Below are 22,199 nucleotides of genomic sequence, written 5' to 3' on the forward strand. Positions count from 1 at the left end.
TAAAGAAGAATATCTTTGCTTCACTGGGTTGACACGAGACCGAAACACACCGCCAGGCTGGCCCTCGAACCCGCGGGGACCAGACGCACCCTTGTATGCATTATCCCAGTTGCCATTCCCCTGCGCTTCGCTTTACATGCCCTCAACTGCCCCGCGGAACGGCCGGGGCCGGAAAAATCACACAGATTTCCAGGGGACGAGCATGGCGCGCAACATATTGATTCTTGGGGCTTCTTACGGCTCCCTGCTGGGCACGAAGCTGCTGATGGCCGGGCACAACGTGACCCTGGTCTGCCGCGCAAAGACTGCGGAGCTGATCAACCGCGACGGTACCGAGGTGCGCATTAAGCTACGCGACGAGGCGGTGCACCGGGCGATCTTCTCCCGCAACCTCCCTGGCAAGCTCGACGCGGTGACGCCGGCCAATGTCGACCTCTCCCGCTACGATCTGGTCGGCCTCGCGATGCAGGAGCCGCAATACACCAACCACACGGTGCGCGTCCTCATGGTCAAGATTGCCGCGGCGAAGCTGCCGTGCCTGTCGATCATGAACATGCCGCCCCTGCCCTACCTGAAGCGGATTCCGGCACTCGCCGACATGGATCTCGAGGAGGCCTACACCAATGCGCAGGTGTGGGAGCGGTTTGAGCCCGGGCTGGTGACGCTGTGCTCGCCCGACCCGCAGGCCTTCCGGCCGCCGGAAGAGGCCGCCAACGTGCTGCATGTCGGCCTGCCCACCAACTTCAAGGCGTCGGTCTTCGCCGACGAGAAGCACAACAAGCTGCTGCGCGAGCTGGAGGCCGACATCGACGCGGTGACGCTCGACGGCCACGACGTGCCGGTGAAGCTGAAAGTGTTCGATTCCCTGTTCGTGCCGCTGGCGAAATGGTCGATGCTGCTGACCGGCAATTACCGCTGCATCACGCCGAACGAGCCGCAGTCGATCCGCGACGCCGTGCACGGCGATCTCAATCGTTCGCAGACGATCTACGACCATGTCGATGCGATCGCCCGCCGCCTCGGCGCCGATCCGCAGGACCAGGTGCCGTTCGCGAAGTACGCCAAGGCCGCGGAGAGCCTGCTCAAGCCGTCATCGGCGGCGCGCGCGGTCGCGAGCGGTGCGCCCTTCATCGAACGCGTCGACCTGCTGGTGAAGCTGATCTCGCATCAGCTCGGCGTGCCCAACGCCGAGATCGACCGCACCGTCGACACCGTGGACCAGAAACTGAACGAGAAGATCGTGCAGGGCGGCTCCGGCGCGCAGTAGCGCGGCGCGCCCCGGCAATGCCGGCGCTCAGGCAACCAGGAAGGATTGCAGCCAGATCAGCCCGGTCACCGCGACCAGCGTGACTGCGCCGGTGCGTGTGACGAGGTCAGGGCGCCCGAGGCGACGGGCGCCGCGTCCGAGCGTTGCGCCGAGAATGATCCACGCGGCGCCGGCGGTGAGAATCTGCAGCGCGATCACGCCGAGCCACGGCAGCAGTTCGAGCGGCCCGGGCCCAAGCGGCAGCAGCAGGAACGCGAAGACCAGTGCTTTCGGGTTGAGCAGCGTCGTCAGCAGCACCTGGCCGAACGTCACCGCAGCGCCGCCGCGCAGCTCGCGCGTATTGACGCGCCAGAGCATGACCGCGAGGCACAGGATGTAGATGGTCACGGCGACGCGGAGCAGCAGCGCCGCAATCGGGATGTCGCTGATGATTGGACCGAGCGCCAGCCGCAGCACCGCGATCGCCAACAGATAGCCGCACAGTTCCGCCGCAAGCAGATGAAGGGAGCGCGAGATGCCCGCTCCGGCCCCCGATGTCGCCAACAGCGTGTTGGTCGGCCCCGGCACCGCCAGCAGGAAATAGGTCGCCGTGAAGAAGGTCAGAAAGGTCATACGGCCGGATAGCAGGTCTCGGGCCGGTCGATCTTGATCTGCGTCATTTCGGGCCGAGCGATGGCGGTCTGCACCATCTTCCCCGAGCCGACGCCGTTCGGCACCGGGTTCCTGCCGCTCACGGCGGAGCTTTCCGGTTTTGGCGTGGGCAACACCACCTGATTGGCGCTGGAGCGCTCGACGCGCCGCGGCTGGATTGATAAGCCGCTGTCCGCGAATGACGGACTTTGAGTCGGGGACATGACGGTTGCGATCGAGATGGGGCAGACCACGGCAGGCGCCGCGGCCGCCATGGACCTCGAGGAACTGCTGGCGACCCGTCTCCTGGTGCAGGGCAATTCGGGCTCCGGCAAGTCGCATCTCTTGCGGCGGCTGCTGGAACAGAGCGCCCCCTGGGTGCAGCAGGCCATCATCGATCCCGAGGGCGACTTCGTCACGCTGGCCGAGCGCTTCGGCCATCTGGTGATCGAGGCCGAGGATCACACCGAGCGCGGCCTCCAGGTCGCGGGCGAGCGCGCACGGCTGCATCGCGTCTCCACCGTGCTCAATCTCGAAGGTCTCGACGCCGAGAACCAGATGCGGCGCGCGGCTGCGTTCCTTGGCGGGATGTTCGACGTCGACCGCGATCATTGGTACCCGATGCTCGTCGTCGTCGACGAAGCGCAGTTGTTTGCGCCGGCGGTGGCGGGCGAAGTCTCGGACGAAGCACGCAAGCTCTCGCTCGGCGCCATGACCAATCTGATGTGCCGCGGCCGCAAGCGCGGGCTTGCCGGCATCATCGCGACCCAGCGCCTGGCCAAGCTCGCCAAGAACGTTGCGGCCGAAGCCTCGAACTTCCTGATGGGCCGCACCTTCCTCGACATCGACATGGCGCGCGCCGCCGACCTGCTCGGCATGGAGCGGCGGCAGGCGGAAGCCTTCCGCGATCTCGAGCGCGGCCAGTTCATGGCACTGGGACCTGCGCTGTCGCGCCGGCCGCTGCGCCTCAACATCGGCCCGACCGAGACCAGCCCGCGCAATTCGACGCCGCGGCTGATGCCGCTGCCGGAAGCCACGCTTGAAGATGCCCGCGCGGTCATCCTCGCCGCACCGCCGCCCGATGCCAGCCGGCCGCAGCGACGGCCGGCTCCGGATCTGCTCGAGCAGCTTCGCGCGGCGAAGGCCGCCGCGGTGCCGGAGATTCGGCTAGAGGTGGTCGAGGCTCCCGTCAGTGCCGAAGAGCTCGCCGAGCGGCGCGAGCGCGTGGATCGCACGCTGCGTGCCGTGATGGCCGAGCCCGACGCCGGCTTCCGCGCCATCGGCGTGCTCTATCAGGAGTTCGTGGTCCGCTGCCGCATCGAGGGCTTAGGGGCGGCGGTGCCCGATCTCAACGAATTCCGGCGCATGCTGACGCATGCGCGCGCCGGGCTCGGGACGGATCTCACTGAAGACGACGCCTGGCAGGACGTGGCGCTGCGCGCCTCGATCCTGCCCGACGACATGCAGGGCGTGTTCATGATGATCGCGCGCGCGGCGAAGGAAGGCTGGCCCTGCCCCGGCGATGCCGCGATCGCCCGCGCCTACGGCTCGCACTCGCTGCGCCGCGCGCAGCGCCTGCTCGGTTACATGGAGGAGCAGGGCCTGATCGTCGTCCAGCTCGACGGCGGCGGCCGCCGGATCGTGACGCTGGTGGAGCTCGCCTGGGCGACCGCGCCGGGCGATCCCAACGGCGATGATCAGCCGGCGGAGCAGGTCGCAAGCGCGGCGTCGGCCTGAGCGTCAGGCCGCCTCGGAGCCGCCGAGATAGGCGTCGCGGATGCGGGGGTCGTCCTTCAGTGCGCGCGCGGGGCCAGACAGCACGATCTTGCCGGTCTGCAGCACATAGGCCTCGTGCGCGATCTCGAGCGCGAGGCTGGCGTTCTGCTCGACCATGAAAACCGAGACGCCCGCCTGGTTGATGCTGCGGATCAGCTCCAGCACGCGATCGACATAAAGCGGCGACAGGCCCATGGTCGGCTCGTCCATCACGATCATGCGCGGGCGGCTCATCAGCGCGCGCGCCATCGCCACCATCTGCTGCTCGCCGCCGGACAGCGAGCCGGCGCGCTGCGACAGCCGCTGGCCGAGCTTCGGGAACAGCGTCAGCATCCTGTCGAGATCCTGCGCGATGGCGTCGCGGTCGTTGCGCACGAAGGCGCCCATCAGGATGTTCTCGCGCACGCTCATGTCGGCGAACAGCCGCCGCGCCTCCGGCACCGAGGCGATACCGCGGCGGACGACCTGCGGCGTGGTGAGCCCGATCAGCGAAGCGCCGTCGAACGTCACCTCGCCCGAGCGCGGCTTCACCAGCCCTAAGATGATCTTCATCGTGGTCGACTTGCCGCTCGCGTTGCCGCCGAGCAGGCAGACGATGTGGCCGCGCGCGACCGTGATCGACAGGTCGAAATGCACCTGGGCCTGACCGTAGAAGGTGTTGACATCAGACAAAGCCAGCAGTGCTTCGGGTGCGCTCGTCATGCCGCGCTCTCCTGCTCAGTCGTCCCTGACAGTCCGTGGCCGAGATAGGCCTCGATCACCTTGGGATCGGTTCGCACCTGCTCGCCCGGCCCTTCCGCGATCTTCTTGCCCTCGTCCATGACGATGACGCGGTCGGACAGGCGCATCACCATCTCCAGCTTGTGCTCGATCAGCAGGATCGTTAGCCCTTCGGCTTTCAATTCGGCGACGAGTCCCTGCATCTCCGCGGTCTCGGTCGGGTTCATGCCGGCGGTGGGCTCGTCGAGCAGCAGCAGCCGCGGCTTCAGCGCCAGCGCGCGGGCGATCTCGACGCGCCGGCGGTTGGCATAGGAGAGGCTGTAGGCGGGCTGGTCGATGCGCGGCAGCAGCCGTTCGCCGAAACGCGCGAGGATGGCCTTCACCTCCTCGCGCAGCCGCTCCTCCTCGGCCCTGACGCGCGAGGGACGCAGCAAGGCCAGACCCAATTCCAGCAGCGGACCGATCACCGGCACGGCCGGCTTCACGGCGCGCAGCCGCGTGTGCGCGCCGATCAGGACATTGTCCATGACGCTGAGATTGCCGAACACGCGGCCGAGCTGGAAGGTGCGCGCGATGCCTTCGGCCGCGAGCCGCTCCGGCGACAGGCCGGTGATGTCCTGCCCTTCGAAGCTGACGGTGCCGGCATCGGGCCGGTCCAGCCCGGTGACGAGATTGAACAGCGTCGTCTTGCCGGCGCCGTTCGGGCCGATGATGCTGATCAATTCGCCCTTGGCAAGATCGAGGTCGATCGTATCGACCGCGGTGAGGCCACCGAAACGGCGCGTCAGGCCGCGCAGGGACAGCATGGCGTGAAGCTGCTTCTCCATCAGACCGTTCCCAACAGGCCCTGCGGCCTGAACCGCACGAGCAGCAAGAGAACGATGCCGTAGATCAGGATGCGATACTCCGCCGCGATCCGGAACACTTCGGGCAGGCCGACCAGCGCCACCGCCCCGACGATGGCGCCGACGACGTTGCCGAGGCCGCCGAGGATGACGACGGTCAGCGCCAGAATGGATTGCTGCGTGTTGAAGGTCTCGTGGTTGATGTAGGAATAGAGATGTGCGGCAATGCCGCCGCTGACGCCAGCGGCGAAGCCGCCGAAGATGAAGGCGATCGACTTGTAGCGGTTCAGGCTGAGGCCATAGGCGCGCGCGGCGATGTCGTCGTCACGGATGGCACGAAAGCTGCGGCCGAGATGCGAGGTGAGCAGCCGCCCCTGCAGCAGCGCCAGCACGACCATCACCGCAAGGCCGAACCAATAGACCGAGGTCGGGCTGATCAGGTCATAGCCGAATAGAGCCAGCGGCGGAATGCCGGAGATGCCGATCGGGCCGCGCGTCACGCTCTCCCAGTTCAGGATCACCAGCGCCACGATCTCGCCGATCGCAAGCGTCGCGATCGACACGTAATGCCCGCGCAGGCGGAATGACGGCGAGATCAGGAGCGTGCCGAGCGCGGCGCTCATCAGGCCACCGCCGATGACGGCAAGTCCGGCCGGAACGGCCAGCGTCAGCGACAGCAATACGGAGGTGTAGGCGCCGATCGCAAGCAACGCAGCATGCCCGAGCGAGACCTGCCCCATCGTGCCCGCAACCAGCGTCAGGCTGAGCGCGAGCATGCCGAGCAGCCAGGCGTTGATCAGGGTCTGGAGTACGTAGAAGGATACCGGAAACAGCGGCAGAATCGCAAAGCCGGCAACGGCGACCAACAGCGCCCAGCGCGGAATATTCACCGGGCGGCTCGGCGCGATGAACGTGCCGGTGAGCGGCTCGGGCGGCGCCTGCCGTGCGCTGACGAACAGGCCGTTCGGCCGCAGCACGAGCACGACGACGAGCAGCAGGAACGCGAACAAATTACGGTAGCTGGTGCCGAGCACGGCGACGCCGTAGCTCTCGACCAGCCCGAGCAGCAGGCTACCGATCACCGCGCCCGGCACGTTGCCGGCGCCGCCGACGACTTCCGCGACGACGCCCTTGAGCGTCGCCTGAAGGCTCATCGCCGTGTCGATCTGGTTGTAGTACATGCCGACCAGCATGCCGGAGACGCCGCCGAGCGCCGCCGCGATACCGAACACGGCCTGATTGACCCGGTTGACGTCGACGCCCATCTGCATGGCGGCGTCGCGGTCCTGTGCCGTGGCACGCACGGCCCAGCCGAGCTTGGTGTAACGCAGGAACACGAACAGCAGCAGCGCACTGGTGAGGCCGACGCCGGCAATGAGCAGATCAAGCGGCCCGATCGTCCCGCCACCGACCTGGAAGCGGACATCGGGCAACTGGCTCGGCAGCGCGCGCGGATTGGGCGAGAAGATCAGCATCACCAGTTGATCGAGCACGAAGCTGATGCCGATGGTCGCGAGCAGCGGCGCGATGCGCACCGAGTTTTGCAGCGGCCGTAGACCGAATCGCTCGATGATCAGACCGACGATCGCCGCGGCCACGGCGACCACGATGATGGTGAGAGGCAGCGGCGTGTGCAGCTGCACCACCGCGGTCCAGCCGATATAGGCGCCGACCAGATAGATCGACCCTTGCGCGAAGTTGATCAGCCGGCTGACGCCGAAGATCAGCGCGAGCCCGACTGCAACGAGCGCGTAGACATTGCCGACGATCAGCCCGTTTATGGTGTGGTCGAGCCAGGAGGACACGCAGCATTCCTAATCAGGGAGAAGCGGCCGGAGCGATCGCTTCGGCCATCACATCAGGTCGGCTTGCCGTCCCAGAGCGCGAACTGGCCCTTGCGCACGACGAGTTCGGCGTTCATGGCGCCCTTGACGCGGCGGCTCTCGACGTCGAACGTGGCCTGACCGAAGATGACGCTGGAGACGTCCTTCACCTTGGCGAAGGCATCGCGGATGGCGCGGCGGTCGGTGCCGCCGATCTTCACCACGGCAGCGGCCATGTTCATCGCGTCATAGGAGTATGCATTGAAGGCGTCGGGCTCCTGCCCGTTGTACTTGGCCTTGAAGCCGTCGATGAACTTCCTCACCTCGGGCCGCGGATCTTGCGGGAAATAGCGCGTGCCGAGATGGACGTCCTCGACCGCCTCGCCCCCGAGCTCGATGAATTTCGGCGAATACACCGAGCTGGCCGCGCAGATCGTCTGCTTCAGGCCGACCTGGCGGGCCTGGCGCGCGATCAGCGCGCCGTCGGAATAATAGGAGATCAGGATCAGGCCGTCCGGGCTGGCGTCGCGCACGCGCACCAAGGTGGAGCGGAAGTCGCGTTCCTCGGCGATGTAGCCCTCGGTGATCGCGACCTCGGCGCCGTATTCCTTGGCCGCCTTGACGAAATGGTCGCGGCTGGTGCGGCCCCAATCGGTGTTGAGGTGCAGCACCGCAAGCTTCTTCAGGCCGAGCCGCCTGACGGCGTAGGACGCCAGTAGCGGCTGCTCGTCGGCCTGGCTCACGGACGTGCTCCACATGAAGTCACCGCCCTTGGTGAAGTCGGGGTGCGAATTGGTGAAGCCGAACTGCACCAGGCCGCCGCGCTGATAGATCGGGGAGGCCGCCATCGAGGCGGGACTGGAGAAATCGCCGAGCTCCATGACGATGCGGGGATCGGAGACGAATTTCTGGGCGATCGCGACCGACTGGCGCGGATCGCTCTGGCTGTCCTCGAACTGGTAGGCGAGCTTGCGGCCGTTGATGCCGCCGGCGGCGTGAATCTCGTCGAGCGCGAGATCAAAGCCCTGCTTCCACTGCGCGCCATATTGCGCGTTCGGTCCCGTGAGGGGGCCGCTGACCCCGAGCAGGATCGGCTCGGCGGATTGCGCCAGTGCGGCGCGCGAGAAGGCTGTGCCCGCCATCATGGCGGCGAGCGAGCCTTTGACCAGGGTACGGCGATCGATGTTGCTCATTCACGGCTCCATCCATTCAATGTTGATACAAGCAGCAATTCTCGTGCCGGTAAGATTGCCTATTTCGAGGGCTCGCCGAGCGACAGCATCAGCCGGTTCGCCCAGTTGAAGAACGCGGCGCCGTTGATGACGTCGACGATCTCGGCGTCGTCGAGACCGGCGCGGCGCAGCTCGGCGATATTGTCGGGCCCGAATGCGATCGGCGTTGCGGCCAGCGCCGCCGAGGCCTTGACCACCGCATTCCAGCGCTCACCGAGATCGGCCCCAACGCCCTCGTCAAGCAGACGCTGCACGTCGTCGCGGCGCTTGGAATAGGTGCTGGCGAAGCGCGCATGCACGGAGGCGCAATAGATGCAGCCGTTGTAGCGCGAGGTCGCCGCAGCGGCGAGCTCGCGCTCGGCGCGCGGCAGGCCGTCGGCGACGTTGTAGAAGATGTCCTTGTCGGTCTTGGTGCGGGCCTCCAGAACTTCGGGATCGCGCACCAAGAGACGAAAATATTCCGACTTGGCGCGGGCGCGGTCGACGAGGCCGGCGTAGTGCCGCTCGGTCAGCTCGGCCTCGGGCAGAGGGTCGATCCACGAGACCCAGCCGAGCTCGTCCTGGGTGAAGACGACGGGCGGATTGACGGTGCTCATGATTGGGCCTCCTACGCGCTTGCGGCGGCGAGCGTGCGCAAGCCGCTGACGACGCGCACCTGGAACGACAGGAATGCAACGAGCTGGGACAACGTGACGATGCCGGTGGACGACCAGCCGGCAGCCAGCAGCGCCTTCATGTCGGCGGACGCGGCGTCGCGCGGGTGGAAGATAAGGAGATGCGCGTGCTCCAATGCTGCAACCAGCCGGGCGCCGAGGACCGGCTTGCGCTCCGCGCTGACGCGATAGATCAAGCCGGCCTTGTTCTCGATCGACAACGGACCGGCCGGATAGGCGCCGTATGGGCCGGAGGTCTTGCCGCGCTCGATCTCGGCGTTGATCGCATCGAGCAGAGGCGCGCCATCCGCAGTCGCGGCAAGCTTGTCGCGATAGAAGGCGGCGACGGGGGACTCGCCATGGAGCCCGGTCGCGAAGGCCGCGACCACCGCGCGCTCGGCAAGCGAAAAATCGCCGGCCTCGATCGGCTCGAACAAAGCGAGATAGCTCTTCTGCGCATTCTCGCGCGCCTGCAGGCGGCGCGCGCGGATGGCGTCGAGCGTGGAGCCGGGCTCGATGCCGGCGAGCGTGTCGATGATGTCTTGCGTTCCCATTATTCAGCCTCGTGCAACGCGTTTTTCGTTCATTCCGGCTAGCCTGCGAGGACAACGTCTTTGGCGGCCGTCCGGGCCCAGCCCAGCACTGGGGCGACCTTGTCGGCGACGAGCTCGATCGAGCGCAGGACGTCAGGATGCGGCGCATCGACCGAATGCACCTGGAAGACGAGATCGGTCACCCGTTCCAGCGTGGCGTCGGCGCGGAGCGAGGCAATGACGTGGTCGGCATCGCCGACATGGGTGTCGAACGCGGTGATCATCTCCTCCAGCGTCTCGCCCGGAGGGGGATGTCCGCCCTTCATGAATTGCGGCAGCGCGCGGCGCAGTCCGATATCGGCGAGGCGCAGCGCCTCGCGATGGTCGTCGGCAACGAAGATGCTGCGCGAGGCCATGATGCGCGGCTCGCAGCCCGGCGGCAGCGCGGCGAGATAGGCATCGATGATCGGGTTCTGGATCTCGGCGAGCGTCGCGTTCGGCGCGTCCTTGGCCCGCGGCTGCGTGCGCGAGAGCAGGAGGCCGTCGCCGGCCTTGCCGGCGCGGGCGCCGCCGGCAACGGAGAACGTCGCCTGCCAGATGCGCTTATCCAGTTGCGGCCGCTGCGGATAAAGCGTATCGCCGCCCTCGAGCGGCTTGCCGGTCAAGGCCTTGCGGACGATGTCCAAATTGCGGGCAAAGATCTCGTTGCGCTGGGCGCTGTCGAGGCCGAAAGCGGCGAAGGCCGACGGGTTGCCGCCGGTGCCGACGCCGAGCTCGAAGCGGCCGTTGCAGAGGAGATCGAGCACCGCGGCATCCTCCGCCACCCGCACCGCGTTCTCCAGCGGCAGCGTGACGATGCCGGTGCCGAGGCGGATGCGCGAGGTCTGCGCGGCGACATAAGCCAGGAACGTGAAGGGCGACGGCAGGCCGCCCTCGCGCTCATGGAAATGATGCTGCGCGATCCACGCGGAATCGAGCCCGGCCTTTTCGGCGCGCACGATCTGCTCGGCGGCGAAGCGATAGCGGTCCGCCGCCGGCGCCTCGTCGAGCAGCCGCGTGAAGAAGCCCAGGCGTTTCAGGTTGGCAAAGCGTTTCATACGATCCCTGTCGGGCGAGGATGGGCCCCGATGATGTCGGTTGCCGCAGTTCCCGACAAGCGGGCATTACGCAGGGCACATACGCAAGATTCCTGCGCAAGGCTGATCGCAAGGCTGCCCGCCGGATCGCCTTCATGTGGACTCTGGGCGGGCAGATTGCCTACCAGCTCGGCAGCACCGCGCCCTTGAACTTGGTCAGGACGAACTCCTTGACCTCAGGCGTGTGGTAGCTGTCCACGAGGATCTTGACCCAAGGCTTGTCCTTGTCGGCGCTGCGCACCGCGATCAGGTTGACATAGGGCCCCTTCGGGTCCTCGCGCAGGATCGGATCCTTGACCGGATCGAGGCCCGCCTGGGTTGCATAGTTGGTGTTGATCGCGGCGGCATCGACGTCGTCGAGCGCGCGCGGGGCCTGCGCCGCGTCGACCTCGATGAACTTCAGCTTCTTGGGATTGTCGGTGATGTCGAGCACGGTCGGCTTGAAGCCGGTGCCGTCCTTCAGCTTGATCACGCCCTTGTCGCGCAGCAGCAGCAGCACGCGGCCGCCATTGGTCGGGTCGTTCGGGATCGAGACCTTGCCGCCCGCGGGGATGTCGCCGAAGGCCTTGTGCTTCTTCGAGTAGACGCCGATCGGGAAGTTCACGGTCAGACCGACGGATTCGATCTTGTAGCCGCGGTCGGCCTTCTGGTTGTCCAGGTAAGGCTGGTTCTGAAACGAATTGGCCTGGATCTCGCCGGCATCGAGCGCGGCGTTCGGCACCACGTAATCGGAGAATTCTAGCAGCTGGATGTCGAGGCCCTGCTTGGCGGCGATCGGCTTCACCGCTTCGAGGATCTGCGCATGCGGCCCGGGCGTCACGCCGATCTTGATGGTCTCGGCCGCGGCTGCGGCGGACCATGCGGCCAGCACGGCAGAGAGAATCAGGGGAAGGCGAAACGGCATCTTGGTCTCCTTAGGTCTTGCGGCAACGGACCCGTATTCCCTTTTCTGCGGTGCGAAATCAATGAAATGGAAATCCATATTGTCCGCGGCTCGGGGCCAGCCTTTCTCCATTCGGCCGCAAACGGAAAACGAATGCAGAGTGCGACAAAGTGCGCGCGCGTAACCCGGATGAAGCGCCGCGCAAGCAGGGCTGCTGCCGCTCGTGGCAAGAATCCCGGATTACACTTTCGTTCCATCCGCAGCCGGGCCGGCGTCCTTCTCTTTGACTCCACCACGCCCGACGTGCTGAGTTAGCGCGCACTGAGCCGGTGGCGACGAAGTGGGGATCATCCAATGAACGAGAACGAAATCCGCAATCTGGTCGCAGAGGTGAAGCAAGGCACGCTGTCGCGGCGCTCATTCATCAGGACAATGGCCGCGGTCGGAATCGCGGCGCCGATCGCGAGCCAGATCCTGGTCTGGCACGACGTCGCGATGGCTGACGCCACGCTGCCGTACAAGCCGGCCAAGGCCGGCGGCGGCGGCACGCTCAAGATGCTGCTCTGGCAGGCGCCCACCCTGCTCAATCCGCATTTCGCGCTCGGCACCAAGGACCAGATCGCCTCGCGCATCTTCTTCGAGCCGCTCGCCGGCTGGGACAAGGAGGGCAACCTCATCCCCTGCCTCGCCGCCGAGGCGCCGACCAAGGCGAACGGCGGCCTTGCGGCCGACGGCATGAGCGTGATCTGGAAGCTGAAGCGGGGCGTGACGTGGCATGACGGTAAGCCCTTCACCGCCGACGATGTCGTCTTCACCTGGCAATACGCCGCAGATCTCGCCACCGCGGCCTACACCACGGGCTCCTACAAGGACATCAAGGTCGAGAAGATCGACGACCACACCGTCAAGGTGATCTTCCGGGCGCCGACGCCGTTCTGGGCCGATCCGTTCGTCGGCTCGGTCGGGATGATCCTGCCGAAGCATCATTTCGGCGAGTATGTCGGCGCCAAGTCGCGCGAAGCGCCGGGCAATCTGAAGCCGGTCGGCACCGGCCCGTACAAATTCGTCGAGTTCAAGCCCGGCGATATGATCCGCGCCGAGCGCAATCCCGACTATCACATCAAGAACCAGCCGCATTTCGACATGGTCGAGATCAAGGGCGGCGGCGACGCGGTGTCCGCGGCGCGCGCCGTGCTGCAGACCGGCGAGTACGACTTCGCCTGGAACATGCAGGTGGAGGAGGAGGTCCTCAAGCGCATGGAGGCCGGCGGCAAGGGCAAGCTCGAGATCACGCCTTCAGGCAATGTCGAGTTCATCATCCTCAACACGACGGATCCCTGGACCGAGGTCGACGGCGAGCGCTCGAGCGTCAAGACCAAGCATCCGACGCTGTCCGATCCCGCCGTTCGCCGCGCGATCAACTTCCTGATCGACCGCGATTCGATCCAGAAGTTCATCTACGGCCGCGGCGCCATCGCCACCGCGAGCTTCGTCAACGCGCCCAAGCAGTTCAAGTCGCCCAAGCTGAAATACGAGTTCGACATCGACAAGGCCAACAAGATCCTCGACGAGGCCGGCTGGACCAAGGGCGCGGACGGCATCCGGGAGAAGGACGGCAAGAAGCTCAAATACGTATTCCAGACCTCGACCAACGCGCCGCGGCAGAAGACGCAGGCCATCATCAAGCAGGCGTGCCAGAAGGCCGGCATCGACATCGAGATCAAGGCGGTCACCGCCTCCGTGTTCTTCTCATCCGACGTCGGCAATCCCGACACCTACTCGAAATTCTATGCCGACATGGAGATGTACAACACCACGCAGCCGCAGCCCGATCCGGAGCGCCTCTTGAACCAGTGCGTGTCCTGGGAGATCGCCACCAAAGACAACAAATGGCTCGGCCGCAACAATTCGCGCTATTCCGACCCCGAAGCCGACAAAGCCTACAAGGCCGCGCAGAACGAGCTCGATCCGGTCAAGCGCGCCGCGCTGCTGATGAAGGTCGACGAGATCTTCTGCGAGGCAAACGTGTTCCTGCCGCTGCTGTCGCGCCACGTCGTCAACGCCGGCGCCAACAATTTGATGATCGACATCTCCGGCTGGGACACCATCACGTGGAACCTGGCGGCGTGGTACCGGACCTGAGGGGCTCGTGAGCGCGCTGATGGTTGCAGCGCAGCGCGGTCGTCAGAACGTGACAGCGAATCCTCTCCACTGTGTGCTCCAGATCACAGCGGAATCGCGCACCAACGCCTACAAGGATCGGGCATGGCCGCAAACAAGGTAACGGCGGTACGCACGAGGCTGGGAAGACGATCAACAGCTACGGACTTTACGACGCCGCCAGGGTGAAGAACCCGGCGGCTTTTTTCTTGCTCGCGCGACCGGAACCTGCGGTCCGCGCGCAGAGGACGGAGATACCGCCCGGCGCTATGAAGCGCCCGAGCTCTTTCGCTCCTCGCGTTCATCTTCGATCTGACGTTCGGCTTCCAGCCAGAACTCCAACTCGCGATTGCTCGGCCGTCCCGCCTGCTCCCAGAGCTCATAGGCGCGTGTGCGCACCTTGCCACGGCGCATTATGCGAAGCAGCTTTCGTTTCAGTTCCTCCGCGAAGCTCCTGAAGCGTTGTCCGGTGGTTTCATCCCTGACGAGCGAGGCCGCTCGCGTTGCGAGTTCGATCTGGTGCTCTAGCTTCTTCTGCTCGTCCACCACCGAAACTGCCGCGGAAAGAATTGTTGTCGGAGCCGTGCGGACACTAAATTCCTTTCCGGGATGGTCCGTTCCCTGAGGTGCAGCGTTTCGGAAGTGACCAGCCGAGCAGGCATCGGTTGGGCGCCGCTAGTGCCACGTCGTGTCGGCTTCGACGATCACCACCCTGATTTCAGGGTCCTCAGTCGTGTTGCAGGAGCAGGGCATGCCCTCGCCACAGCGGCAGCCGCCGAGCTTCTCGCTCCAGACCCGGAGCGGATGGTTTTCGCAGACCCATCCAAGACCCTGGCAGAATGGGCAGGTCTTGTCGGTCACAGCGTATCCGGCGTCCGCAGCGTGCTCGACCTGTCCTCGTTGCGCAGCTCCTGCTCCGCCGCGTGCCAAAATTCCTCCTCGCGCCCTTCGGGCTTGCCCGCCTGCTCCCACAATTGGTGCGCGCGTTCTCTGATCTGTTGCTCGGTCGGCTCGGACAATTGCACCTCCTGCTTGGAAGCACGGCCCCACCCAGGGGGGTATGGGGGGCTTGGAGGCGGGGCCGTGCAGGCCAGCGATCGGCGGCGATGCTGACCCGCGGAGTCAAGTTTCGATCGGGCGCGAGAGTTCCAAGCTGCGCCTGTGCGGCACGACGCCGCGAAGGAAAATCCAGGACGCGGCAAACAATCCACCATGTTCCCAAGGCGAGCGGCCGCAGCAATTGCCTCAAGGCAGTCGGCACTCGGGGCACAGCTGCTGCTGTGCCCCTTTCTGAGATGCCAAGGACGCGCGTTAGAGCAATCCCACCCTGTGCATGATTTCCCGGATCTGCGCCGGATTCGGATCCACCATCATGGGCGCGACTGCCGCGCCTGCGGTCTGTGCGGGACCGTGAGCGACGGAGCTCGATCCGTTCTTGATCGGATCGACGGACTGCAGATTCATTGCGGCCGCCGTTTGTGCCGGACCGCGCGCCACGTGGATCGCACTGCCGTGCACGGGATCGGCGGACGGCGGCGGCGACCCCACGGGAACCATGCTCGGCGCTTCGACCGACTGCAATCCAAGCAGACGCCGCAACGTTGCCAGCGCAGGGTCGGTTGCGGTAGCGGCGGCGATCACCGGGGCGACGCCGGTTTCCAGGCCGAGTGCCCGCATCACGTTCGGCAATCCCGCGCCGGTCCGATTTGGGTCGCCAAACTGCAGCGGCGTCGCGGTTTCCTTCAGAATTTGGAACAGCCGCTCGACACGGCGTGCGTCGCGATTCTGAAAGTTGCCTTTGGTGAAGTCCGGATGATGCGCCAGCACCAGCGCGGCCAGGCCCGTGACATGGGGAGTCGCCATCGAGGTGCCGTCCCATGCTCCGAAGCCATCGGCGGGAAGCGACGAGACGATCGCCACACCAGGCGCGCAGACGTCGACCTCCGGACCGAAGCAGGAGAACTTTGCCGGAAAATATCCGTCGCGGCTCTGGAAGCCGTCGAGGGCCTGCTGCGAATGATAGCTGTCGTTGGGGAATTCGCCCCACTTGCCGATCGCGGCAACCGCCAGGCAATGCGGCGTCGACGCGGGAAACTGCACCGGCCCCGAGGAATTGCCCGCGGCGATGATGCAGGCCATACCCATTTGCTTGGCTCGGATGATGCGTTCCTCGATAATGCGCGAAGGCTCGCCGCCGCCCAGGCTCATATTGGCGACGTCGATGCCATGCTCCATGCAGTAATCGAGCGCGGAGACGAGATCGCTGAACCGGCCGCCGGGGAAGATGCGGCAGACGTGGATTTCCGCCGCGGGAGCGAAGCCGCGGATGCCGCCACCGGCGCCGACGGGTCCGCCAGCGATGATTCCAGCGCAATGCGATCCGTGGCCGATCGTATCGACGGTCCAGGCCGCCTTGTCGGTCCCGACGATACTGGTGCCTGCCGTGATGCCGTGCAGATTGCGATGGGTCGGCGCCAGGCCGGAATCGATGACTGCGATCTTCATGCCGGCGCCATCGAAGGACGGAGGCAGACGATCAAGGCCCATCGCGCGCTCACCCCATCCCATCAATTGCTGGCCGGGGAAATTCCGCAACACCGCGCCGAGCGCCCTGACAACGATCCGGTTGACGCTGTTAGGAACGAGCTGCGGACGATCGAGCCAGAAGGTCCAGTAGTCGATCTTCGGTTTGACCAGGATCGAGCGGATGGTCTCGGGTCTTTCGCCTTGCAGGGTCACTGTGGCGCGGCCGGTGGCGTCGGTGATGCCTTGGGCCGGCCACATGCTGCCGAACACATAAACCTCGGCTTCAGGCAGCGGACCATCCTGGCCCAGCACTTCGATCGTGGTCGTGAAGCCGTCGGCCAGCGGTGTCAGCACCCCCGGATTGGGCAGCTGCGGCGTGGTCGGATCGAGCATGTAGCTCAGCCGCTCGTCGCGCTCCACCGCGCAACGCTGTCCCGCCTGGGTCTGCAGCAACTTGGCCTTGTCAGGAGTCATCTTGGCGAGGACCAGCGGGCTGAGCGGCACTTGTCCGAGCTCTGCGCTCTGAAATCCGAACAGGCGCGGCGGAGAGACCGTTTTCACCACTTCGATGTCGGGACTGTTGCTGAGCTGCTGAGTCAGGAAGTCGACGCTGAAGGTAGCAAGCCCGGGCTGCTGCTGCGGCGCGATCATGAATTGCGCCGGGCGCGCTGCGATCGTTGCGGGCTCCTGCCCCCGTGACGATGATGGAGCGGTGCCCTGGTCCGGAACGGGCCCGTTGCCGTTCATCGCGGCTTCGGTCGCGTCGTGCTCGCCCTGCGTGGAAGTTCCTGATTTGCCTTTCGTGGCCATCTGCGGCCTCCTTGATGTTTTGCGTGTCCAATGTTTGCCCACCGACGTCAGTCGGCATCGAATGGCTTCAGCGCTGAATCCGGTTCGACCACCAGCGTGGCAAACGTCGATTTCAGGCGATCGGCCTGTGTCGTCGTCATCGACAAGATGACGACATCGGGTGCGACTTGCGCGACTCGCTTCACGCCGGGTTCACGCTGCAAGTGTTCGTTGAGCTCACCGGATTGGACCGGGCCTCCCTGCACGATGAATTGCTGCGACGCGGTTGAATCGGCCATCTGGTTTCCATTCACGTCTAAGCGCAGAGGGCGGGCTTGCGCCCGCCCCCACGCGTTGGGTCTAGTGCATCGTGCCAGCGGGCTGGCCGGCGTTGAAGACTCCGAGCTGACGGCCGATATCGAGGCCGGTCTGGGCGCCCTGGCCGATCTTCTTCAGCACGCTCCAGAAGCCCTGCAGCTCGATGTCGGAGACCTGCGCCGCCGCGGGCTGCAGGCCGGGCTGGGCGCTGAACACGCCGAGCTGCTTGCCCACATCCAAGCCGGTCTGCACGCCCTGGCCGATCTTCTTCAGCACGCTCCAGAAGCTCTGCAGCTCCATGTCGGAGACTTGCGCCGCCGCGGGTTGCAGGCCGGGCTGGGCGCTGAACACGCCGAGCTGCTTGCCCACATCCAAGCCGGTCTGCACGCCCTGCCCGATCTTCTTCAGCACGCTCCAGAAGCCCTGCAGCTCCATGTCGGAGACCTCCGCCGCCGCGGGCTGCAGGCCGGGCTGGGCGCTGAACACGCCGAGCTGCTTGCCGACGTCCAAGCCGGTCTGCACGCCCTGGCCGATCTTCTTCAGCACGCTCCAGAAGCTCTGCAGCTCCATGTCGGAGACTTGCGCCGCGGCAGGCTGACCGCCGGGGCTGGCACTGAACACGCCGAGCTGGCGACCGATATCGAGGCCGGTCTGGGCACCCTGGCCGATCTTCTTCAGCACGCTCCAGAAGCTCTGCAGCTCGATGTCGGAAACCTGCGCCGCGGCGGGCTCCAAGCCGGGCTGGGCGCTGAACACGCCAAGCTGCTTGCCGACATTCACGCCGGTCTGCACGCCCTGACCGATCTTCTTCAGCACGCTCCAGAAGCTCTGCAGCTCCATGTCGGAAACCTGCGCCGCCGCGGGCTCCAGGCCAGGCTGGGCGCTGAACACGCCGAGCTGCTTGCCGACATTCACGCCGGTCTGCACGCCCTGGCCGATCTTCTTCAGCACGCTCCAGAAGCCCTGCAACTCCATGTCGGAGACCTGCACGGTACCTTGCATGTCCGGACCGGCCGAGAACGGCAGGAAGCCACCACCGATGTTGCCGATCGCGCCGCCGATCTGCTTCCCCTTCTTGCCGCCGAGCAGGTTGCCGATAACGCGTCCGGCCGCGCCGCCGAGGATCGAGCCGAAGATCCCCTGCGGGTCCAATTGGCCGTAGTCCTCAGTCTGTTGCTGAAATCCAGTCATGTTCAAAATCTCCTGATGAAGTGCTTGAGCCGTGAGCGACACGCGCTCCCCACAGGGAGGCGGGATCACTGCGCACGATTGTGCGAGCGGCTGAAGGCTACGACAGGGATCGTGATGCAGGCGTCACGTCGAGCGTGAAAGTTGCGTCAGAATTCTTATCACGAGGCAATTTGAGTGAAGTAGATCTCACAGCGGCTCGGAACGTGTGCCGGATTTCGAGCTGCAGCCGTTCCGTCTCTCGCTCCGGCGCTGCGCGAACCTCGCGCCACAGTACGGAGCGGCAGAGATCGTACTGACGGAGCGCATCGGTCCGGCGGCCTTGCTGCGCGTAACAGCGCATCAAGATGCGATGAATCTCTTCCTGCAACGGGTCGATTGCGAGGATCCGTAGCGCGAGTGCGATCGCGATATCCATGTGTTCGCGCCCGCCGGAGTCGAGCAGGCCCGCAAGCGCCCGCATCGCCTGGGTCCGCAGTCGCTGGCGCTCGGCAGACAGCCAGGCCTCGAATTGGCATGATGTCGAGCCGATGCCCTCGAGAAGGTCACCGCGATAAAGCACCGCCGCGCGGGCCAGACGTTCGGGATCCCCTCCCGTCAAAAGCCGCTCGAATTCCCCGACATCGGTGCTGATGCTGTTCGGACAGATGCGTATATCATCGCGATCGGCCAGGATCACATCCGAACATCGCGGCAGCTCACGCCGCAACGTGAGCAGGGCTTGTCGAAGACTGGCGCGCGCGCGATCGCCGAAATGACCGTCCCACAACAGCGTCGCGAGCTTGCCGCGCGAAATGGCGCGAGGAGAACTGAGCGCCACGTAGCCCAGGAGAGTTGCAGCCTTGCGACTGGGGATCAACACCGACTCGCCGGTCGCACACACGACCTCGACACCGCCGAAGAGATTGATCTGGAGCAGCGACATTGTCCTTTTCCTTCGGTCATTGTCTTCTGTCCCTCATTCTATCCGGGGGCGAACATTCTTCTTATGATCATGATCACTAGGACACGGACAGCGCCGATTGGCCGCACATCGTCGATCAGACCGGATGCTCTTACGGGCACCATACAATCTAGGTTAGACAAAGCAATGGAACTCGCCTTGGCTCCGCGTCAGCAATTTGTGAGAGCGGAAATTTCAGATGTGTGAGGTAGTCCATAGTCAGCATGCAATTGCAGGCGCCCCAATTGCTCGCATTTGATGCATTTTTCGTGCGGACGCCGGACGCCGCAAGCTGTCGCATGACGTGACGCACCGAATGCCGAGCAAGTTGTCTCACTCGGCGGTACTCGACAAAGCGAAGTCATCGGTCACGATTGCATCCATATAGAGCAGATCCGTCGACAACGGGTTCCGCGGCTTCGCGACCGCCTTACGTCATCCGAACCCAGACGCCATTACCCGCGGACGACTTCACCGCAGCATCGATCAACTTCACGCCGGCGAGGCCATCCTCGACCGTCGGGAAGACGACATCGGGATGCGGCTTTTCACCGGCCGCTGCCGCGCGGATGGCGCGCGCCGCCTCGGCATAGATCGTTGCGAAGCCTTCAAGGTAGCCCTCAGGGTGGCCTGATGGGATGCGGCTAACGCGGGCGGCCTCGCCCATTGCGCCGGCTCCGCCGCGGGTCAGGAGCTGCCTGGGCTTGCCGTAGGGTGTGAACCAGAGATGGTTCGGATTCTCCTGCGCCCATTCAAGGCCGCCTTTGCTGCCGTAGACGCGCAGCGTGAGCCCGTTCTCGTTGCCGACGGCAACCTGACTCGCCCACAGCATGCCCTTGGCGCCGCCCTTCCACTTCAGGAGGATCTGGACATCATCGTCGAGCCGCCGCCCCTCCACGAAGATCGACAATTGGGCGAGCAATTCGTCGAGCTCGAGCCCGCTGACGAAGCAGGCAAGATTGTAAGCATGGGTGCCGATGTCGCCGATGCACCCGCCGGCGCCGGACCGGGACGGGTCGGTGCGCCACGCCGCCTGCTTCTGGCCGGTGGTTTCCAATGGCTCAGTCAGCCAATCCTGCAGATACTCGGCCTTGACGAGACGGATCTCGCCGAGATCGCCATTCGCGACCATGGCGCGCGCTTGCCGGATCATGGGATAGCCGGTGTAATTGTGCGTGACGACGAAGATCCTGCCGGTCTTCCTGACCAGCGCCACCAGTTCCTCGGCCTCGGCCACGGTCGTCGTCAGCGGCTTGTCGCAGATGACGTGGATGCCGGCTTCAAGGAAAGCTTTCGCGACCGGGCTGTGCAGGTGATTGGGTGTCACGATCGAGACCGCCTCGATGCCATCCGCCCTCGCCGCTTCAGCCCGCGCCATCTCCTCGAAGGAGCCATAGGCCCGGCCGTCAGCGATACCGAGCTCCTTTGCGGACGTCTTGGCGCGAACCGGATCCGACGCGAGCGCGCCGGCGACCAGCTCGAACTGGTCGTCGATGCGCGCGGCAATGCGGTGGACGGCACCAATGAAGGCGCCCTGGCCACCGCCGACCATGCCGAGCCGGATACGACGATGGCCGCCGGTTTCGTTGCTTGCTTCGATCGCCATGTTGCACCCTCTTTTTTAGGAGATGCCGAGCATCTTGCGGTTGGCAGCCGCGTCAGCGCCGCTGCCTGCGAAATCGTCGAAGGCTTTCTCCGTCACCCGGATGATATGGTTTCGGATGAACTCGGCGCCCTCGGCCGCGCCTTGCTCGGGATGTTTCAGGGCACACTCCCACTCGAGCACCGCCCAGCTGTCGTAATCGTATTGCGTGAGCTTGGAGAAAATGGCGCCGAAATCGACCTGACCGTCGCCGAGTGAGCGGAAGCGGCCGGCACGGTCGACCCAGCTCTGGAAACCGCCATAGACGCCCTGGCGACCGGTCGGATTGAATTCGGCGTCCTTGACGTGAAACGCCTTAATGCGCTGGTGGTAGATGTCGATGTAGTCGAGATAGTCGAGCTGTTGCAGCACGAAGTGCGAGGGATCGTAGAGCAGGTTCGCGCGCGGATGATTGTTCACCCGCTCGAGAAACATTTCGTAGGAGACACCGTCGTGGAGGTCCTCGCCAGGATGGATCTCATAGGCGAGATCGACACCGTGCTCGTCGGCATAGTCGAGGATCGGCCGCCAGCGCTTGGCGAGTTCGTCGAAGGCGGTCTCGATCAGGCCGGCGGGGCGCTGCGGCCAGGGATAGACATAGGGCCAGGCAAGCGCGCCGGAAAACGTTGCCTGGGCCGTCAGCCCGAGCCGCCGGGACGCCAGGATGGCGCGCTTGACCTGATCGACGGCCCATTCCGTGCGGGCCTTGGAATTGCCACGCACGTCCGGCGCGGCGAAGCCGTCGAACGCCGCATCATAGGCCGGGTGAACGGCGACGAGCTGGCCTTGCAGATGGGTCGAAAGCTCGGTGATGGAAAGGCCGTGCCGAGCCGCAACACCCTTCACCTCGTCGGCATAGGTCTGAGACTCCGAGGCTTTGTTCAGGTCGAAGAGCCGCCCATCCCAACTCGGAATCTGAATTCCCTTGTAGCCAAGCGAGGCGGCCCATCCGCATATGGCATCGAGCGAATTGAACGGCGCCGCATCGCCAGCGAACTGAGCGAGGAATATCGCAGGCCCTTTGATCATCTTCATCGCGTGCTTCCTTCCTTGGACGTTTTTGGGCGCTTTTCCGCGCACTTGGTTCGAGGATGCCGGCCATCAAGGGAGAGAGCAATACCGGACTATGCAACGA

General features: G+C 65.2%; 22 protein-coding genes. 3 read left to right on the forward strand and 19 right to left on the reverse strand.

Annotation, left to right across the window (positions count from 1 at the left end):
* Positions 1-202: 202 nt before the first annotated feature.
* Positions 203-1,267: a 2-dehydropantoate 2-reductase N-terminal domain-containing protein gene (locus I6F21_RS02390; RefSeq protein ID WP_036006955.1), complete on the forward strand. Its 1,065-nt coding sequence runs from the start codon at positions 203-205 to the stop codon at positions 1,265-1,267.
* Positions 1,268-1,294: 27 nt separating this feature from the next.
* On the opposite strand, the gene I6F21_RS02395 is transcribed toward I6F21_RS02390, so the two are convergent.
* Together I6F21_RS02395 and I6F21_RS38765 are read right to left on the reverse strand one after the other, a co-directional pair.
* Positions 1,295-1,879: a LysE family transporter gene (locus I6F21_RS02395; protein ID WP_225182768.1), complete on the reverse strand. Its 585-nt coding sequence runs from the start codon at positions 1,877-1,879 to the stop codon at positions 1,295-1,297.
* Complete coding sequence (locus I6F21_RS38765) at positions 1,876-2,001, reverse strand: hypothetical protein (RefSeq protein ID WP_276573616.1); 126 nt, start codon at positions 1,999-2,001, stop codon at positions 1,876-1,878. Before I6F21_RS38765 ends, I6F21_RS02395 begins: the two co-directional genes overlap by 4 nt.
* Before the next feature lie 118 nt (positions 2,002-2,119).
* On the opposite strand from I6F21_RS38765, the gene I6F21_RS02400 reads away from it, so the two are divergent.
* Complete coding sequence (locus I6F21_RS02400) at positions 2,120-3,634, forward strand: ATP-binding protein (RefSeq protein ID WP_225182769.1); 1,515 nt, start codon at positions 2,120-2,122, stop codon at positions 3,632-3,634.
* A gap of 3 nt (positions 3,635-3,637) precedes the next feature.
* Here the strand turns inward: I6F21_RS02400 and I6F21_RS02405 are convergent, their stop codons facing one another.
* The 8 genes from I6F21_RS02405 to I6F21_RS02440 form a co-directional block, all read right to left on the reverse strand.
* Complete coding sequence (locus I6F21_RS02405) at positions 3,638-4,375, reverse strand: ABC transporter ATP-binding protein (protein WP_225182770.1); 738 nt, start codon at positions 4,373-4,375, stop codon at positions 3,638-3,640.
* Entirely contained in the window at positions 4,372-5,220 is an 849-nt protein-coding gene (locus I6F21_RS02410; RefSeq protein WP_225155249.1) for an ABC transporter ATP-binding protein, read from the reverse strand. Before I6F21_RS02410 ends, I6F21_RS02405 begins: the two co-directional genes overlap by 4 nt.
* Positions 5,220-7,043 carry an ABC transporter permease gene (locus I6F21_RS02415; protein ID WP_225182771.1) on the reverse strand — a complete coding sequence of 608 codons (1,824 nt, stop codon included), beginning with the start codon at positions 7,041-7,043 and terminating at the stop codon, positions 5,220-5,222. Before I6F21_RS02415 ends, I6F21_RS02410 begins: the two co-directional genes overlap by 1 nt.
* A 53-nt stretch (positions 7,044-7,096) precedes the next feature.
* Positions 7,097-8,254, reverse strand: a complete 1,158-nt coding sequence (locus tag I6F21_RS02420) for an ABC transporter substrate-binding protein (protein WP_036027466.1) — start codon at positions 8,252-8,254, stop codon at positions 7,097-7,099.
* 59 nt (positions 8,255-8,313) lie between these two features.
* Positions 8,314-8,889: an alkylhydroperoxidase domain protein gene (locus I6F21_RS02425; protein ID WP_225182772.1), complete on the reverse strand. Its 576-nt coding sequence runs from the start codon at positions 8,887-8,889 to the stop codon at positions 8,314-8,316.
* An 11-nt stretch (positions 8,890-8,900) separates the two neighbouring features.
* Positions 8,901-9,500 carry a CMD domain protein gene (locus I6F21_RS02430; RefSeq protein ID WP_225182773.1) on the reverse strand — a complete coding sequence of 200 codons (600 nt, stop codon included), beginning with the start codon at positions 9,498-9,500 and terminating at the stop codon, positions 8,901-8,903.
* 38 nt (positions 9,501-9,538) lie between these two features.
* A complete protein-coding gene (locus I6F21_RS02435) occupies positions 9,539-10,576 on the reverse strand; it encodes a putative FMN-dependent luciferase-like monooxygenase (protein ID WP_225182774.1) in 1,038 nt (345 codons plus the stop codon).
* A 160-nt stretch (positions 10,577-10,736) separates the two neighbouring features.
* A complete protein-coding gene (locus tag I6F21_RS02440) occupies positions 10,737-11,519 on the reverse strand; it encodes a MetQ/NlpA family ABC transporter substrate-binding protein (RefSeq protein WP_036027487.1) in 783 nt (260 codons plus the stop codon).
* A 333-nt stretch (positions 11,520-11,852) separates the two neighbouring features.
* Between I6F21_RS02440 and I6F21_RS02445 the strand changes: the two genes are divergently transcribed.
* Positions 11,853-13,640 carry a peptide ABC transporter substrate-binding protein gene (locus I6F21_RS02445; protein WP_109144833.1) on the forward strand — a complete coding sequence of 596 codons (1,788 nt, stop codon included), beginning with the start codon at positions 11,853-11,855 and terminating at the stop codon, positions 13,638-13,640.
* A 285-nt stretch (positions 13,641-13,925) separates the two neighbouring features.
* Here I6F21_RS02445 and I6F21_RS38955 read toward each other — a convergent pair whose 3' ends face one another.
* From I6F21_RS38955 to I6F21_RS02490, 9 genes are all read right to left on the reverse strand, one after another.
* A complete protein-coding gene (locus I6F21_RS38955) occupies positions 13,926-14,204 on the reverse strand; it encodes a DUF2934 domain-containing protein (protein ID WP_036006918.1) in 279 nt (92 codons plus the stop codon).
* Between the two features lie 129 nt (positions 14,205-14,333).
* Entirely contained in the window at positions 14,334-14,519 is a 186-nt protein-coding gene (locus I6F21_RS02455) for a hypothetical protein (RefSeq protein ID WP_074447556.1), read from the reverse strand.
* A complete protein-coding gene (locus tag I6F21_RS02460) occupies positions 14,516-14,677 on the reverse strand; it encodes a DUF2934 domain-containing protein (protein ID WP_225182775.1) in 162 nt (53 codons plus the stop codon). The genes I6F21_RS02455 and I6F21_RS02460 overlap by 4 nt, the downstream gene beginning before the upstream one ends.
* A 292-nt stretch (positions 14,678-14,969) precedes the next feature.
* Positions 14,970-16,994, reverse strand: coding sequence for a S8 family serine peptidase (locus I6F21_RS02465; protein ID WP_225182776.1), 2,025 nt, complete (start codon positions 16,992-16,994; stop codon positions 14,970-14,972).
* Between the two features lie 47 nt (positions 16,995-17,041).
* Positions 17,042-17,272, reverse strand: a complete 231-nt coding sequence (locus I6F21_RS02470) for a hypothetical protein (RefSeq protein WP_036006916.1) — start codon at positions 17,270-17,272, stop codon at positions 17,042-17,044.
* A gap of 61 nt (positions 17,273-17,333) precedes the next feature.
* Positions 17,334-18,482: a hypothetical protein gene (locus I6F21_RS02475; RefSeq protein ID WP_225182777.1), complete on the reverse strand. Its 1,149-nt coding sequence runs from the start codon at positions 18,480-18,482 to the stop codon at positions 17,334-17,336.
* A 97-nt stretch (positions 18,483-18,579) separates the two neighbouring features.
* Positions 18,580-19,404: a BTAD domain-containing putative transcriptional regulator gene (locus tag I6F21_RS02480; RefSeq protein ID WP_051056908.1), complete on the reverse strand. Its 825-nt coding sequence runs from the start codon at positions 19,402-19,404 to the stop codon at positions 18,580-18,582.
* A 448-nt stretch (positions 19,405-19,852) separates the two neighbouring features.
* The gene (locus I6F21_RS02485) at positions 19,853-21,028 is read right to left on the reverse strand and encodes a Gfo/Idh/MocA family oxidoreductase (RefSeq protein WP_225182778.1); all 1,176 of its coding nucleotides are present in this window, start codon (positions 21,026-21,028) and stop codon (positions 19,853-19,855) included.
* A gap of 15 nt (positions 21,029-21,043) precedes the next feature.
* Complete coding sequence (locus tag I6F21_RS02490) at positions 21,044-22,099, reverse strand: sugar phosphate isomerase/epimerase family protein (RefSeq protein ID WP_225142103.1); 1,056 nt, start codon at positions 22,097-22,099, stop codon at positions 21,044-21,046.
* Positions 22,100-22,199 lie beyond the last annotated feature (100 nt).

The organism is Bradyrhizobium sp. NBAIM03 (genome assembly GCF_020194055.1).
Lineage (GTDB): Bacteria > Pseudomonadota > Alphaproteobacteria > Rhizobiales > Xanthobacteraceae > Bradyrhizobium > Bradyrhizobium yuanmingense.